Here is a 13954-nt window from a genome sequence, read left to right on the forward strand (position 1 = left end):
TAGGGTATGCCATTTGAGGTCTCTTTTTGTGTTGTAGGGATCATTCCGAATCATTTTGCGTGTTTCTTAATAACTAAGAGTCCAAACGATAAAATTCACCAGCTGACAATAACTGTTTTAAGGGTACAAATCGGGACAGTCCATGATGGTAGGTTAACGCATATAAATTGGGTTGGGACGGATGATCTGGGGATATCCAGGACTGATACCCACTAATGGATAAGGGACCTCCAAAGGCAAAATTGATACCTGTGGCAGAAAATATAATACGCGGTGAAATACTCAGTGTATCCATAAATTGGGCTGTGTTACGGACAGAAAGTTTTTGCTTGGGTTGAAGCCAGCCCAGATCGTCATAGGGATCAAAAGGAGCAGACGAGACCGTAACCGCTTGCGCCTTTGTTTTCAAAAAGGGTACAGATGAAGAGAATGCGTTGTTCTGGAGCTTATGTTTCCAACTCTCATCTGCCACTTCTACAGGTAACGGATCGCCAGTCACAGCATCAATACATATTTCGCTGCCTGTAGAGGAACGCACCAGCCAGTAGGCTAGTAGCGGTTCCTCATACATAGGTGTGATTTGCAGCTTGTCGATAGATGAAAGATCAGTATCTGTGAGCGACACCAGGGATTGACGAAGTACAGCCATACTATAAGGCCCGCCCGGACCATTCCCGTATTCGTTGAGTTGATATGCGCCATTGGAGTCTGAGCCGATAATCAGGTAGCCGATGTATTCTCCCGCACGGTTTACTTGAACAAGCCAACTATGGGTTCCAGGTCCGAGCGGATGATAGCTAAGCTCAGCATCTTTCCACGAGGCAAAAGGGGGCTGCGATGATAGGGATTGTACCGTGTTGTCCGCAGTCTGTTTTACGTCTGCGGGCACGCCTTGCTCCTCAGTAGGAAAACTTGCTGAAACATCACCCGGGGAAGGGGTAACAGGACTCGTGGAATTCAATGGAGGAACCCACGAGCTTTCGTTGTAGAGAGACACCGAGTTTAAATTGTTGCCTTGTGCGACTAAGGGAGCCGCATGAATGGAAGTGAACGGACAGACTGCGGACAGGCCGATCAGAACAGCTGCGATCATACCTATGCTATAGTGCCCGGAATGACTCTTATTCAATGTAATCCACCTTTCTGTCGGCTTGATTGCCCGACGGAGGCATTCTTTTTTTATCCAGCATACAGCCTGTCCGATGAAAAGACTGCTGCACCTTGTCGGCGCAAATGTCGTATTCAGGTTCGCTTTTTGCTGTCGATACATAGGAGACATGTTTAACCAAACTTGTGGTTACAGCAGCGGAAACTGATGTAGGCTGAAGCAAGATGTTACAAGCTGACGATACCTCTGCAACTTTCCTGCGAAGGAGCGAGAGATATCGGTTACCGCAGATGAAATATCCCGCAGTTAATGGCGGATACGAGTACCTTAGGCTCATATTGCCATACCATTTCTTTACGACGGGCTTGATACTGCTCTGAAATGGCCTCTTTTTTATCCTCTTCCTCTTTCTGCTCCTTGATTAGATCATCGTAGTAATGGTCAATAACCTCCAATTCCTCACGCAATCGTTCCCTCGCCTGCTCAGCCCAATCATAATCTTGCTGACGGAGCTGTTCGGTAAGATAGCTTTCAAGCGAGGTGGAAGCTTCAGGGACAGACAGCTTGGCAGGCTGTACATGCATATTGCCCGCCAGCAGCGGGCTGAGCTGCCGGGTTTCGAGCATGGCGCCAAAATCGGTTACAATGGTGCCGCTTTTGAGCGAAATACCTAGCCACTGAAGTTCCTCACGCTTCAAATCGCAGGCGAATTCAATCTTATAGCAAATGCTGAGCCAAGCTTCATAGACTACGGGAGAGCGGGCAGACAGCTGACGGGCATCAGGCTGCTCAAACAAATAAACATATTTCCCTCCATCCCGTGCGGCTTCAAAAATTTGATGCAGCCGACGGCTTCCATATCGAAGCTCCTCCTGCAAAATACGTCCAGGTCCCAATTGTGGTAACGTCGGTACATGACCGAAGTAACGCCCCATGACCTGATCCTGTGCTGCGTTGCCTGATGCTGGAGTTGGTGGCGTATGATCCGCTAAACGTTCCTGTTCTGTGCGATAGGCTTCCCCATCAAAGATGAAAGTGAAGGACATCGTCTGCGCTGGAACGCCAGTACGCTCTACGTATCCCCAATAGTAGGGGCGGTTTGTTAAGGCTTTATCCGCTTCTGGAGAAAGCTTGACGGTTACATGGTGGGGCGACCTCTCGATGACACTACATCCGGTAGCTTCCAGATAGGTGTGGACAAAGCGCTGGACTTGCTGTGCATTCATGGTCAAACTAGCGACCTCCCTTCACACTGCGTCGAGCTTTGCCTGGAGGAACCGTATTGCCTGCTAAGCCTAATAAATTCTCGGTGTTTGGCTGGTCTGTGCGCAGTTGTTCCATTTCCTGTTTGATGGAATCCAGCGAGTGACCCAGATTTTGCATTTTTTTGCGAATTTCATCATCGCTACTGGATTCAAGCATAATTTTATACAAACTTTTTTCAATGGATTCTTTCTTCTCAAACTTCTCCAGAATAACGTCCAATCCGCCAATGACCATCTCAAACATATTTATCTTTTCATGCAGCAGATGCAGGATATGCTCCTCAATCGTTCCAGTTGTGGACAAGTTAAAAATATTAACATCATGCGTCTGTCCAAGTCGATGTACCCGTCCGATCCGCTGCTCCACGCGCATGGGATTCCACGGTAAATCGAAGTTAATCATATGGTGACAAAATTGCAGGTTAATGCCTTCACCACCCGCTTCGGTGGCAATCATGACCTGAATGCGCCCACGGAACAGATCCATCATCCAATCCTTGCGTCCACGGTTCATGCCGCCTCGGTAAGGAACAGCAGATAGGCCACGGTCACGGAAATAGTTCAGCAAATACTCCTGTGTGGCTCGGTATTCTGTAAAAATGATCACTTTTTCGTTCATCTGACGGATAAGCTCAAGCGCTTTTTCTGCTTTGGAATTGGCCTTGATCGCTTTAATGTGTGCAACCAAATCCCAGACACGATCGCGTAGAGGAGAGTCTGGAGCCATCTTTTTAGACAAATTGACCAGAGTCACGAACACAGCGTCCCGGCTGCTGCACACTTCCCGTTGAAGGGTGACGAGAGACAGCATGCTACTTAAATTTCCGCCATTCGCCTGGTATTGCTCTTTGACAAAAGAGGTCACCCCATCGTACAGCGCTTGCTCTTCCGGCGAAAGTTCCAAGTGAATGTTGGAAACATTTCGTTTGGTGAATTGAACCGGGCCTTCTCCGCGACGATTGCGGATCATGACTTTAGACAGCTCATCCTTGAGCTGATCTTCATTTTTAGGCAGACGTTTATCTACAACAAAGTTGGCTGAAAAATCGCCATGTCTTCCCAATTGACCGGGCTTGAGCAGTGTAATCAGGTTAAACAGCTCAGACAGATCGTTTTGTACAGGTGTTGCTGTCAGGAGCAAACAATATTTTTTACGCAGCTTCATAATGAACTGGTAGTTGGATGTCTTTTTATTTTTCAGCTTATGAGCCTCGTCTATAATGAGCAGGTCATAATCGGTATCTAGCAGGATGTTACTATGGGGTTCCCGCTTGGCGGTATCCATAGAGGCCACGACGACCTCGGAAGACCAAGAATACGCTTTCTTCTGGGCGACAGCGGGAATACCGAATTTGCTGTTCAGCTCACGCACCCATTGTAGGACCAGGGATGCGGGTACAAGAATAAGCACTTTGGAAGCCAGCCCGCGAACCAGATATTCTTTTAGGATCATTCCAGCTTCGATCGTTTTGCCTAGGCCGACTTCATCGGCAAGAATGGCACGTCCGGACATTTGAAACAGTACCTTCCGAGCGGTATCCAGCTGATGGGGGAGTGGAGTGAGGTCTTGCAAATGCTGTAGACATTGAAGCTCATCGAAGCTCGGCACCAGCTTGGCTTTTTCAGCCTCAATGGCCAGCTGATACAGATTCCAATCTCCCCAAGGGCCACCTTTGCGTAGGCGTTGGTCCAGCTCATCCTGCCAGCTTCGATCAAATTGCACCGGAACAGGCAGTGGCGCTTGATTGTGTATATGCGGGGAACTTGTCGATTTGGCTTTCATGATGATTCCCTCCCTCCTGGTAGTAGCACAGTTGAAGCTCTTGGTTCTGTCACATATGTGGCATCTATTTAGCACAGATCGTAGATGTAGTATGGACGGAAAAAGATATCTTCATAACAGGAGGGATGAAATCCTTTAGCTGCCTTCCATTAACTTTTGGAGTTTACTTTCCGTAGAGGTTTGCGCATTGGGGGTGTAAATGCTACAACGGAGATCAACACTGCCTTGTACCTGAAGAGAAGTCAGTTCAAATAGCATTTTGCCAGCCTTGGCATGACGAAATTCAATGAGCACCTCCGGTGCGGAGCTTACTTCACTCTGATTCCAAAGCTCGTTAAACTCTGGGTAGGCCTGGCTCATATTTTGTATAAATTGTGCATACCAGGGGTCTGTCACGTATTGCCCGTAATAAGCGCGGAAAATAGCAAGGAACCCCTTTACAAAGTGTTCCCAGTTCACGGCTAGACTTTTAAACTCCTTTTTGGTGAATAGCAGTTCAATCATATTGCGTTGCTCATGTGGTAGCTCGGCAAAATCCATAAAAACATGAGCAGCAGCGGCGTTCCAGCCGACAATATGACAGCGCCGATCTGAAATAATAGCAGGGCAGTAGTGCAGCTCTTGTACGATTTTTTGCAGAGAGGGGGAAATGACGGCTTGCTCTGCAGGAGCAGGAAGGCTGTGAGACCCGGCCTCAATCGCCAAATCATACAAATATTTGCGCTCGTCTGTGTTCAACTGCAATGCGGCAGCAATAGCATCCAACACAGAGGCGGACACCTTAATATCTCGTCCTTGTTCCAGCCAGGTATACCAGGTCGTACTGACACCTGCCAGCTGAGCGACTTCTTCTCTGCGTAAGCCTGGTGTTCTGCGACGTGATCCTTGGGGGAGACCGACCATATGTGGGTGTAGGCGGGCTCTTTTCGTTTTTAGAAAAACAGATAGTGCTTCCAGACGTGCTTCCGTTTTCATAGGTATTTTCTCTCCATTCAATGGGTATATCCGAAGTGAGCAAATAAGGCATTTACTATAGTAGTGTTCATTATACCAGGATAAACAAACACTTGTAATAGGATAAGACGAGGTTAAAATGAGGATTATAAGTAAGTCATCGAGCAGGAGGAATGAATAGCTTATGCAAAGAGTAGTGATAACAGGTATGGGTGTCGTTTCCCCACTGGGTAATGAAGTGGACACGTTGTGGAAGAATTTGCTGGAAGGCAATTCAGGTATACGTAAAATTGATACATTCGATGTGTCCGATTTGAAAGCACAAATTGCTGGACTGGTACAGGATTTTGATGCAGAAAAACAATGGGGACGTAAAGATGCTAGACGAATGGATCGGTTTACTCAGTTTGCATTATATGCGGCAGAACAAGCGCTTAAGGATTCCGGTCTGGAACTGGATCACACCGATTTGGAGCGTGTCGGTGTTTATGTGGGATCGGGAGTCGGCGGTTTGGATACGTTGGTGGACAATGTAGATGTGCTGCTACATCGTGGACCGGGTAGAGTTAGCCCAACGCTGGTACCTATGATGATCTCGAATATGGCTGCTGCTCAAATTAGTATCGCGTTTGGAGCGATGGGACCTACGCTTTCACCCGTGACGGCTTGCTCTATTGGGAATACAGCAATTGGAGAGGCGTTTCGGACGATTCGTACAGGAGATGCAGATGTCATTTTTGCCGGTGGGGCTGAAGCGGCGGTGACTAGATTGGCCTTGGCGAGTTTCGCTAATGCGACTGCCTTGTCCACACGTAACGAGGAGCCTTCTATAGCAAGTCGACCTTTTGATCAGAATCGGGACGGCTTTGTCATGAGCGAAGGTGCAGGTATTCTGGTACTGGAGTCACTGGAACACGCTATCCGACGTGGTGCGGAAATCTATGGTGAGGTCATCGGTTATGGAGCCAGTTCGGATGCTTATCACATGGTTGCACCGCATCCCGAAGGAACCGGAGCTTACTTGGCGATGAAAGCGGCCCTTCGTTCGGCTCACATCTCCCCTGAAGAAGTGGACGTGATTAGCGCCCACGCGACGAGTACGTCTGTCGGGGATGTCGCTGAGACCCTTGCAATCCACAAGCTTTTTGGTGATTATGCCTATCAGATTCCGGTTACTGCGAATAAGTCCATGCTGGGTCATATGCTGGGGGCTGCGGGCGGTGTTGAAGCGATTGCACTTGTGCAAAGCCTGCGAGAAGGTATCATTCCTCCAACCATGCATCTGGATAATCCAGACCCTGCTTGCGATCTGGATTATGTGCCTCACGAAGCGCGCAAGGTTCCACTAAATATTGGGCTATCTAATTCTTTCGGCTTCGGTGGTCATAATGCGGTTATTGTGCTGAAGCGCTACGAGTCATAATTTGTAAGGAGTTATTGAAACCTCAGGCATTCTATCCGGCTGGATAGAGCACCTGAGGTTATTTTAATCGAAGAATAACAGATTCATTTTAGATAAAAGATAGAGTAAGATGAAGGAAAACATTTGGAGGGACGTGAAACCATGATTTTAATCAGGAACATACAATCAGCAGACGCTGAAGCGTATTGGAATTTGAGACTGGAAGCCCTGCAAATGAACCCTGAAGCTTTTGGAACCTCCTATGAGGAAGCTGCAAGAGTTCCATTATCTGATGTGGTGAAGCAGATACAAAATAAACGAGATCATTACATACTTGGTGCATTTACAAAGGATCATCAGCTAGCTGGTATGACTGGGTTTAGAAGAGAACAAAAAATAAAAACGCAGCATAAAGGAACGATTTGGGGAGTTTATGTACCATCGACCTACCGAGGTCAGGGGATCGCTAAAAAACTTTTATTGGAAGTCATCAGCCAAGGTAGAAAATTGGAAGGTTTGAAGCAAATTAACCTGAGTGTGGTAACTACCAATCAAGCTGCTGTTAAGCTGTATAGGAAGTTGGGATTTGAAACCTATGGTATAGAAAAGAATGCTTTAGAATATCACGGACAGGAATATAATGAGGAACTCATGGCTTATTTTTACTAAGGGTGAAAGGTTTTGAAAAAATGAAAATTGACCGATTGCTTTCTATCGTCATTTTGCTGCTAAAGAAAAATAGAGTACAAGCGAAGGAACTGGCTGATTTATATGAGGTTTCGATCCGGACGATCTATAGAGATATTGAAGCGATTAGTATGGCAGGTATTCCGGTGGTGACTTATCAGGGAGCCAATGGGGGAATCGGTCTGATGGAAGGATACCGTCTGGATCGCAGTATGCTGACGGATAACGATGTCAAGGACATTGTGATGGGGCTGCAGAGTTTGTCCTCGACGTTGGGCAGCCCCAATGTGTCGCGGTTACTTCATAAATTTGAAAGTATTATACCGGAGTCCGGGAAAGAGCGATTTAGTGTCCGTACCACACAGTTTATCGTCGATCATTCGGGATGGGGAAATCAAGCTGCACAGGAAGGCAAATTGAAAAAGGTGAAAGAAGCAATGAGCCAAGCGCGTACTGTCGCTTTTACCTATCGAAATGCGGAAGGAGCCATAACGGAACGGAATGTTGAACCGCATACGCTCGTTCTGAAAGGACAACAATGGTTTGTATATGCGTATTGTCCCGATAGGGAGCAGTTTCGTCTATTCAAACTCTCCCGCATGAGTGACCCTGTGGTTACAGAGACAGTTTTTGCTCGCAGGGACCTTTCTTATGAAGTGCTGCCGTGGAATGAGGGACGGATGGAGGCATCCAGAGCCGTACAACCATTTACGCTACAATTTAACCGTAATTCAAGGCATTTGGCGGAGGACTGGTTTGGCGTAGAAGCATTGACCGAGCAGGAGGAAGGGATCTATACGGTTTCGGTCCCGTTTCCTGAGGATGCATGGGCGTACGGATTTATTTTAAGCCTGGGACCGGATGTGGTTGTCAAGGAACCAGCCCATTTGCGAGACAAGATTCATAAGATGGCGCTGAGTATTGCGTCTAATTATGAAGAAGTTCGGGAATCATCTTAGATTAAGTAAAACAAACCTGACCCATAGTTGTCAGGTTTGTTTCGTTATACTGGTGGCATACCTGATATCAGTTAGCGAAAGGGGATTTACGAGGATGGATAAAGCTTGTCAAAGTTGCGGGATGCCGTTGGAGCATGAGGACCAATATGGAACGGATGCACAACATCATAAAACGGATGAGTATTGCAAGTATTGTTACAAGGAAGGCAAATTTGTACAGCCTGAATTGACTATGGAGGGAATGATTCAGCAGTCTGTGCCTTTCCTGGTAGAGAAGGGGATGCAGGAAGAAGAAGCGACTTCGATGCTGCGTAATTACCTGCCGTTTTTGAAACGATGGCGATCCTCAGAGGATACGGGGCTTACACTGGATGGACCCATTCGGGAAGAATATCGAGGTGAGATCCGTTTGATTGGGTTGAAAGCACGTACAAGTAATCAGAATGAACAAACATCTCACGGGATCATTCCAAGCATGTGGGAACGTTTTTGGAGTGAGGACGTGCCTGGTCGGATAAAGGAAAAAGCAGGACATGCTTCTGTCTATGGTTGCTATACTGACTATGAAAATGGAGCTTTGGGCGAGTATACATTTTTTATCGGGAAGGAAGTGGCTGTTGATTTCCAGACTCCTGATGACCTTGAAGAACTTGTCATTCCGGCTGCACGCTACGCCATTTTTCAGGCAACTCAGGAACCCTCTTCTGTCTTCCGTGTATGGCAGACGATCTGGGAGTGGGCTGCCACGGGACAAGGGGAGCGGACATACACAGGTGATTTTGAAGTGTACGGCAGTCCTGATGAACCTGTTTTGATTTATATTGCAATCAAGTGATGATTTTGTTGTGACAGAAGAGAACCGCCGGTCATTGTCGTGGACCCGGCGGTTTTTCTGATTCAATCAATAGCAGTCTCCCCATCAAGTTGAACGTCGAGTTACAGCCCAAAAGATGAGAGCCAGAGCACTGACACCAGCTCCTAATAGACACACCCCGTTCCATCCGGCATAGATGTACATATGAGTGGAAGCAATGGCCCCGGTGGCGCTACCGATGGAATAAAATATCATGTAGCCTGCAGTAAGTCGGCTCCGTGCCTCAGGGCGAACATTGAAAATCAGGCTTTGGTTGGTGACATGTACAGCCTGTACGGCCAAATCCAAAAGTATTACGCCAAGAACTAAAGCGAACAGAGAATGCTCGGTGTAGCGGATAGGTAACCAGGATAGCAGCAATACAACTAGTGCGATACCCGTCGTCCGTTGTCCCAAGCCCTGATCGGCAAGACGCCCTGCTCGTGCTGCTGCTAATGCCCCGGCGACTCCAGCCAGGCCAAAGGCTCCGATGGCTGTATGTGAAAGAGATAGAGGCGGGGCACTGAGAGGTAACACAAGCGAAGTCCACAATATGCTGAACGCCGTAAAAATGAGCAGCGCAAGGACAGCACGAATACGCAGAATTCGTTCTTGCACGAACAGTACGATAACCGAGCGGAGCAGTTGCGGATAGGAAAGTGTCACACTTGTGGGTTCGTTCTTTGGCAACACCCGCAACAGAGCTACAGCCATAAACAGCGTAAGTATAGCAGAAACAAGGTAAACTGAACGCCAGCCTGCCAGATCAGTTAATACACCGGCCACGGTTCGTGCCAGCAGAATGCCGATAACGACTCCACTGGTCACCAGACCTACGATACGCCCACGTTCAGTCGGATTAGCCAAGGTAGAGGCGAAAGCCACGAGTGTTTGAGTGACTACAGCCAGCAGTCCAATCATTGCCATTCCCATAAGCAGTATTGTACGGGTAGGAGCAAAGCTAACCACGATTAGTGCCAGCACGGATAGCAGCATTTGCCCTGTAATCAGTCGTCGTCGATTCAAAAGATCGCCAAGCGGGACGAGCAGCAATAATCCCAACGCATAACAAATTTGCGTGATGGTAATGACCATGCCTACCGATGAGTGCGTAATGCCAAATTCGTTTGCCAGCGCATCCAGCAATGGCTGTGCATAGTAAATGTTAGCGACAGCCAGCCCGCAGGCTATGGCAAACAAGAGTGCCACAGATCGGGACAAGGAGGGAATGGGGGCTGTTTCGGCAGCATTTGCTACCTTTTGATGAGGGAGGAGTACCGCTTTTTCTTCTGACGTCTTCATTTTCACATACCACGTCGCTTTCTGTAATTTACATACCGTTGAGTATAATATACCGATTGGTATGTAATGAATTTAGGTCAATATAACTCGTGCAAATATAAAATGTCAAGAGTTTATCATGTGCATATTTGACAGTTTCTTTTCCTGATCATACAATCTTAATATACTGAACGATATGAAAAGAAGGAGCTGCTTATGGTTCGACCACGGGAATTTGATGAAGATCAAGCGTTGAATGCAGCGATGCAAATTTTTTGGGAAAAAGGATTCGAGGCTACATCTTTAAGCGATTTAACCTCCAAAATGGGAATTCAGCGCCCTAGCATTTACGCTGCTTTTGGAGACAAGAAGCAATTATTCGAAGCCGCGCTGCGCAAATATACGCAATCCCACGCTGCTTATGTACGCTCTAGACTACAAAGCAATTCTTCTGTAAAAGAAGCGTTTTACAATTTTTTTGGAGGAATCGTGGCAGAAGAGTACGAGGATGGGCCTAATAGGGGATGCTTTTGTATCAATACGATGGTAGAATTAGCCCCTCATGATGAAAGATTTGAAATTTTAACCAGAGAACATCAGATGTATCTTTCTGCCGTCTTTCAGGAAACCCTTGAGCGCGGTATACGATCAGGAGAGCTGGAGGCTAGCATGGACGCACGAGCTCTGGCCCATACGATGGTCTCTTTGTTAATCGGGATTACCGTGATGATGAAATCACGTCCAGCGCGCTCTTTTGTAGATCAGGCGGTTGCGACTTTACTTATATTACTGGATGGGAAATAGAGATGAAGGGAAGAAGCAGGGATGCCACAGATAAAGGCCGTTCAAACCCCGATTGGAGCATTGTATGGACGAGATGCGATCTATTTGGACCATGTGCATATGAATTATTCGAAGAAGGAGCTAGTTTTGAAGGGAGAGATTAATGGGGGGCTGGCAGCGGAAGCAACAGATGGTTTTGTGCCCTACGAACTGATATTCACAGAAGTCTACTACTTCAACATGATTGAACTGGACGTTGCTTTGCACCTGTCTGATCGGGAATATACGCAGGGCAGCAGCTTTGATGAGCTTACAGATACGCCGTTATTGGCTACAATAGCAAGTGCACGGGGGAAAAATCTAAAGCACCTTATGCTGAAAACCTATGACGATATAGTAGAAATTGCCTGTGGAGACTATAAGATGACTATATAAACGGTTGATTTTTAGAAGAGGAGCAGGATCAATGGATACCCAAATTGAACTATTAAACGTGACTGTATGCTGAATATGTTATTCATACTGTCGGTCCTGTGTGGAATGGTGGCGACCATCGGGAAGAGGAGCTATTGGCGAAATGCTACCATAATGCACTCCAATTAGCTTTAGAACTGAATGCACGAAGCATTGCCTTTCCGAACATCAGCTGAATGAGAGAATACATGCGTGGAAATTAGGGGGGATCATGAATGCATGAGGAGCAAAACCAGGAACATTGGCCGGTGTGGGCTACGGAGCCTGTAAAAATAGTGAATGCTGATCCTGCCTGGTCAGAGCAGGGCTTAAAGGTCATTCACCAGTTGCGGGAGTTATTACTGCCGTTTAAGGTGACGGAAATCGAACATATAGGAAGCACGGCAATTCCCAATCTTTCCGCTAAGCCCATTATTGATATTATGGCAAAATTAGAATCTTGGGATCAACTGGAACAGGTCGTATCTGCTTTACAACCAGCAGGCTGGAACTATGTTCCACCTGAATTGGACGGTCGGGAATGGAGAAGATTTTTGGTTAAAGTGGAACAGGATCAAAGAAAGGGACATCTGCATCTCATGCTGAAATCTGATGAGCATTGGGATCAGCAGCTATTGTTTCGGAATCGACTTCGTGAACAGCCTGAGCTGATTCAGCAATATGATGTATTAAAAAGACGGCTGGCGATGGAAAATCAGCATGATCGTGAAGCATACACGGAGGCCAAGACTGATTTTGTGCAAAACGTTCTGAATACCGGACATCCTAAAGATTAGGACGACCGGACTCCTGGATACTTTCCGACCAAGCGCCGAAATCTCCGACATTTGTTATTGCCGTGTAGGGGAATGGCCGGAAGGCTTGCCAGCACACCAGAAAAAGCTTATTCAGAAGCTGCTAAAGTAACTTTCATCCAGTACTCATGTTCATTTCATGATAGGAAAAATCGTATTTATAGACGTTTCAAGAATACGCTGATGCGTTCCAAAGCCATTTCCAACTGTTCTCGTGATGATGCATACGAGCAGCGGATAAAGCCCTCGCCGCCTGGGCCAAATGCGGAACCGGGTACAGTAATGACTCCTTCTTCTTCCAGCAACCGCTTGGCAAACTGCTCTGAGCTTAACCCTGTGTGCATAATGGAGGGAAAAGCATAGAAGGCACCGTTTGGTTCGTGACATGGCAGTCCTGTCTGACATAGGCCTTCAACGAACCATTTTCTACGCAGATTGTAGGATTCCATCATACGATCTTTTTCCTCCAGCCCGTTACGCAGGGATTCAATTGCGGCAATTTGCCCGATAATAGGAGCGCACATGGCGGTATATTGATGAATCTTCAGCATAGCTGAAATCAACTCTCTTGGGCCGCACACGTAGCCGACCCTCCAGCCTGTCATCGCAAATGCTTTGGAAAAGCCGCTGATGAGCAGGGTGCGCTCTTTCATTCCCGGCAGAGCAGCGAAGCTTACATGCTTCTGTCCATAGGTCAGTTCAGCATAAATTTCGTCTGATATGACGACAAGATTATGCTCCTCAACCAGGCGGGCAATCGGTAGCCAATCCTCATAAGTCATCACCCCACCCGTCGGATTATTTGGATAACAGAGAATAAGCACTTTGGATCGTGGAGTCAGCTTGGCTTGGAGTGCCTCAGCTGTCAGCTTGAACTGCTGATCCGCAGAGGTTTCAACTGTTACGGTATGTCCTCCGTTCAGAAACGTGATGGGTGAATACGAAATATAACATGGAGCTGGAATGAGTATTTCATCGTGTGCGGTGATCAGGGCGCGTAGTGCCAAATCCAGTGCTTCACTGCTGCCAATGGTAACCATGATTTCATCTGTCGGGTTGTAGGATGTGCTGAAGCTGCTCTCCAGATACCCGGCAATCTCTTCACGAAGCTCGGGAAGTCCAGCATTCGGTGTATATGATGTTTTACCATTTTCCAGTGCTGTGATACAGGCCTTTCTGACATGTAGAGGGGTTACAAAGTCAGGTTCACCGACACCAAGCGATACAATATCTTTTCTGCCTGTACTATATTCGAAAAACTTACGGATGCCCGAAGGTGGCATTTCCCGTACAGCTGGAGTCAAAAAATCGGTTATTGATACTGCTGTCGATACATTTGTCATGATGATTTCCTCCTTTTTAAAAAACAAAAAAACCCGCCCCTGTAAAAGGGACGAGTTTATACCCGTGTTACCACCCTAGTTTCATTCCATAGGAAATGACACTCTGTTCACGTATCCATCAATACGTGTTCCGGTTAACGCTGGAAAGGCGGCAGAGCTTACTTCAGTTCAGCCCGCTTCTCAGAGATGGCGTTCGGCTACCCTCGGAATGTTGGCTTTCACCTGCCCCAACTCTCTGCAAATCCGCTGTGTAGCTTACTCGTTCTCG

General features: G+C 47.1%; 14 protein-coding genes, 1 pseudogene and 1 other annotated feature (1 of these 16 running past the window's edge). Of the genes and pseudogenes, 8 read left to right on the forward strand and 7 right to left on the reverse strand.

Annotation, left to right across the window (positions count from 1 at the left end; genetic code table 11):
* Positions 1-73 precede the first annotated feature (73 nt).
* The 5 genes from MKY24_RS09205 to MKY24_RS09225 form a co-directional block, all read right to left on the reverse strand.
* The gene (locus tag MKY24_RS09205) at positions 74-1129 is read right to left on the reverse strand and encodes a hypothetical protein (protein WP_023988053.1); all 1056 of its coding nucleotides are present in this window, start codon (positions 1127-1129) and stop codon (positions 74-76) included.
* Positions 1122-1331, reverse strand: coding sequence for a hypothetical protein (locus MKY24_RS09210; RefSeq protein ID WP_069080852.1), 210 nt, complete (start codon positions 1329-1331; stop codon positions 1122-1124). The genes MKY24_RS09205 and MKY24_RS09210 overlap by 8 nt, the downstream gene beginning before the upstream one ends.
* Before the next feature lie 58 nt (positions 1332-1389).
* Positions 1390-2340, reverse strand: a complete 951-nt coding sequence (locus MKY24_RS09215; protein WP_028542803.1) for a YqhG family protein — start codon at positions 2338-2340, stop codon at positions 1390-1392.
* Between the two features lies 1 nt (position 2341).
* On the reverse strand, positions 2342-4156 hold the full coding sequence (locus MKY24_RS09220) for an SNF2-related protein (RefSeq protein ID WP_068940291.1): 1815 nt from the start codon (positions 4154-4156) through the stop codon (positions 2342-2344).
* A gap of 135 nt (positions 4157-4291) precedes the next feature.
* Positions 4292-5131 (reverse strand): helix-turn-helix transcriptional regulator, encoded by an 840-nt coding sequence (locus MKY24_RS09225; RefSeq protein WP_339201837.1) that lies wholly within the window; start codon positions 5129-5131, stop codon positions 4292-4294.
* 163 nt (positions 5132-5294) lie between these two features.
* On the opposite strand from MKY24_RS09225, the gene fabF reads away from it, so the two are divergent.
* From fabF to MKY24_RS09245, 4 genes are all read left to right on the forward strand, one after another.
* On the forward strand, positions 5295-6533 hold the full coding sequence (fabF, locus tag MKY24_RS09230; protein WP_023988058.1) for a beta-ketoacyl-ACP synthase II: 1239 nt from the start codon (positions 5295-5297) through the stop codon (positions 6531-6533).
* Positions 6534-6674: 141 nt separating this feature from the next.
* Complete coding sequence (locus tag MKY24_RS09235; RefSeq protein WP_023988059.1) at positions 6675-7181, forward strand: N-acetyltransferase; 507 nt, start codon at positions 6675-6677, stop codon at positions 7179-7181.
* A 20-nt stretch (positions 7182-7201) separates the two neighbouring features.
* Positions 7202-8158 (forward strand): YafY family protein, encoded by a 957-nt coding sequence (locus tag MKY24_RS09240; protein ID WP_023988060.1) that lies wholly within the window; start codon positions 7202-7204, stop codon positions 8156-8158.
* Between the two features lie 94 nt (positions 8159-8252).
* Positions 8253-8993 (forward strand): zinc ribbon domain-containing protein, encoded by a 741-nt coding sequence (locus MKY24_RS09245; RefSeq protein WP_339201840.1) that lies wholly within the window; start codon positions 8253-8255, stop codon positions 8991-8993.
* A gap of 84 nt (positions 8994-9077) precedes the next feature.
* Here MKY24_RS09245 and MKY24_RS09250 read toward each other — a convergent pair whose 3' ends face one another.
* The gene (locus tag MKY24_RS09250; RefSeq protein WP_023988062.1) at positions 9078-10313 is read right to left on the reverse strand and encodes an MFS transporter; all 1236 of its coding nucleotides are present in this window, start codon (positions 10311-10313) and stop codon (positions 9078-9080) included.
* A gap of 195 nt (positions 10314-10508) precedes the next feature.
* On the opposite strand from MKY24_RS09250, the gene MKY24_RS09255 reads away from it, so the two are divergent.
* The 4 genes and pseudogenes from MKY24_RS09255 to MKY24_RS09270 all read left to right on the forward strand — a co-directional run bounded on the left by MKY24_RS09255 (position 10509) and on the right by MKY24_RS09270 (position 12325).
* On the forward strand, positions 10509-11096 hold the full coding sequence (locus tag MKY24_RS09255) for a TetR/AcrR family transcriptional regulator (RefSeq protein WP_023988063.1): 588 nt from the start codon (positions 10509-10511) through the stop codon (positions 11094-11096).
* A gap of 21 nt (positions 11097-11117) precedes the next feature.
* Positions 11118-11510, forward strand: coding sequence for a hypothetical protein (locus MKY24_RS09260; RefSeq protein ID WP_023988064.1), 393 nt, complete (start codon positions 11118-11120; stop codon positions 11508-11510).
* A 68-nt stretch (positions 11511-11578) separates the two neighbouring features.
* Positions 11579-11722, forward strand: a pseudogene (locus MKY24_RS09265) (macro domain-containing protein); the annotation flags it as partial.
* 42 nt (positions 11723-11764) lie between these two features.
* On the forward strand, positions 11765-12325 hold the full coding sequence (locus MKY24_RS09270; protein WP_023988065.1) for a GrpB family protein: 561 nt from the start codon (positions 11765-11767) through the stop codon (positions 12323-12325).
* Positions 12326-12501: 176 nt separating this feature from the next.
* Here the strand turns inward: MKY24_RS09270 and MKY24_RS09275 are convergent, their stop codons facing one another.
* Complete coding sequence (locus MKY24_RS09275) at positions 12502-13686, reverse strand: aminotransferase class I/II-fold pyridoxal phosphate-dependent enzyme (protein WP_209941659.1); 1185 nt, start codon at positions 13684-13686, stop codon at positions 12502-12504.
* 43 nt (positions 13687-13729) lie between these two features.
* Positions 13730-13954: a binding site (T-box leader), on the reverse strand (it continues 13 nt past the right edge of the window).

This window comes from Paenibacillus sp. FSL P2-0322, from assembly GCF_037975315.1.
In the GTDB taxonomy this organism is placed as follows: domain Bacteria; phylum Bacillota; class Bacilli; order Paenibacillales; family Paenibacillaceae; genus Paenibacillus; species Paenibacillus polymyxa_B.

What these genes read in the sequence shown, in the direction of transcription:
- MKY24_RS09235 (WP_023988059.1), top strand. Translation starts at nt 6,675, where the DNA reads ATGATTTTAATCAGGAACATACAATCAGCAGACGCTGAAGCGTATTGG.
- MKY24_RS09240 (WP_023988060.1), top strand. Translation starts at nt 7,202, where the DNA reads ATGAAAATTGACCGATTGCTTTCTATCGTCATTTTGCTGCTAAAGAAA.
- MKY24_RS09255 (WP_023988063.1), top strand. Translation starts at nt 10,509, where the DNA reads ATGGTTCGACCACGGGAATTTGATGAAGATCAAGCGTTGAATGCAGCG.
- MKY24_RS09270 (WP_023988065.1), top strand. Translation starts at nt 11,765, where the DNA reads ATGCATGAGGAGCAAAACCAGGAACATTGGCCGGTGTGGGCTACGGAG.
- MKY24_RS09260 (WP_023988064.1), top strand. Translation starts at nt 11,118, where the DNA reads ATGCCACAGATAAAGGCCGTTCAAACCCCGATTGGAGCATTGTATGGA.
- MKY24_RS09250 (WP_023988062.1), bottom strand. Translation starts at nt 10,313, where the DNA reads ATGAAGACGTCAGAAGAAAAAGCGGTACTCCTCCCTCATCAAAAGGTA.
- MKY24_RS09245 (WP_339201840.1), top strand. Translation starts at nt 8,253, where the DNA reads ATGGATAAAGCTTGTCAAAGTTGCGGGATGCCGTTGGAGCATGAGGAC.
- MKY24_RS09225 (WP_339201837.1), bottom strand. Translation starts at nt 5,131, where the DNA reads ATGAAAACGGAAGCACGTCTGGAAGCACTATCTGTTTTTCTAAAAACG.
- MKY24_RS09220 (WP_068940291.1), bottom strand. Translation starts at nt 4,156, where the DNA reads ATGAAAGCCAAATCGACAAGTTCCCCGCATATACACAATCAAGCGCCA.
- fabF (WP_023988058.1), top strand. Translation starts at nt 5,295, where the DNA reads ATGCAAAGAGTAGTGATAACAGGTATGGGTGTCGTTTCCCCACTGGGT.
- MKY24_RS09275 (WP_209941659.1), bottom strand. Translation starts at nt 13,686, where the DNA reads ATGACAAATGTATCGACAGCAGTATCAATAACCGATTTTTTGACTCCA.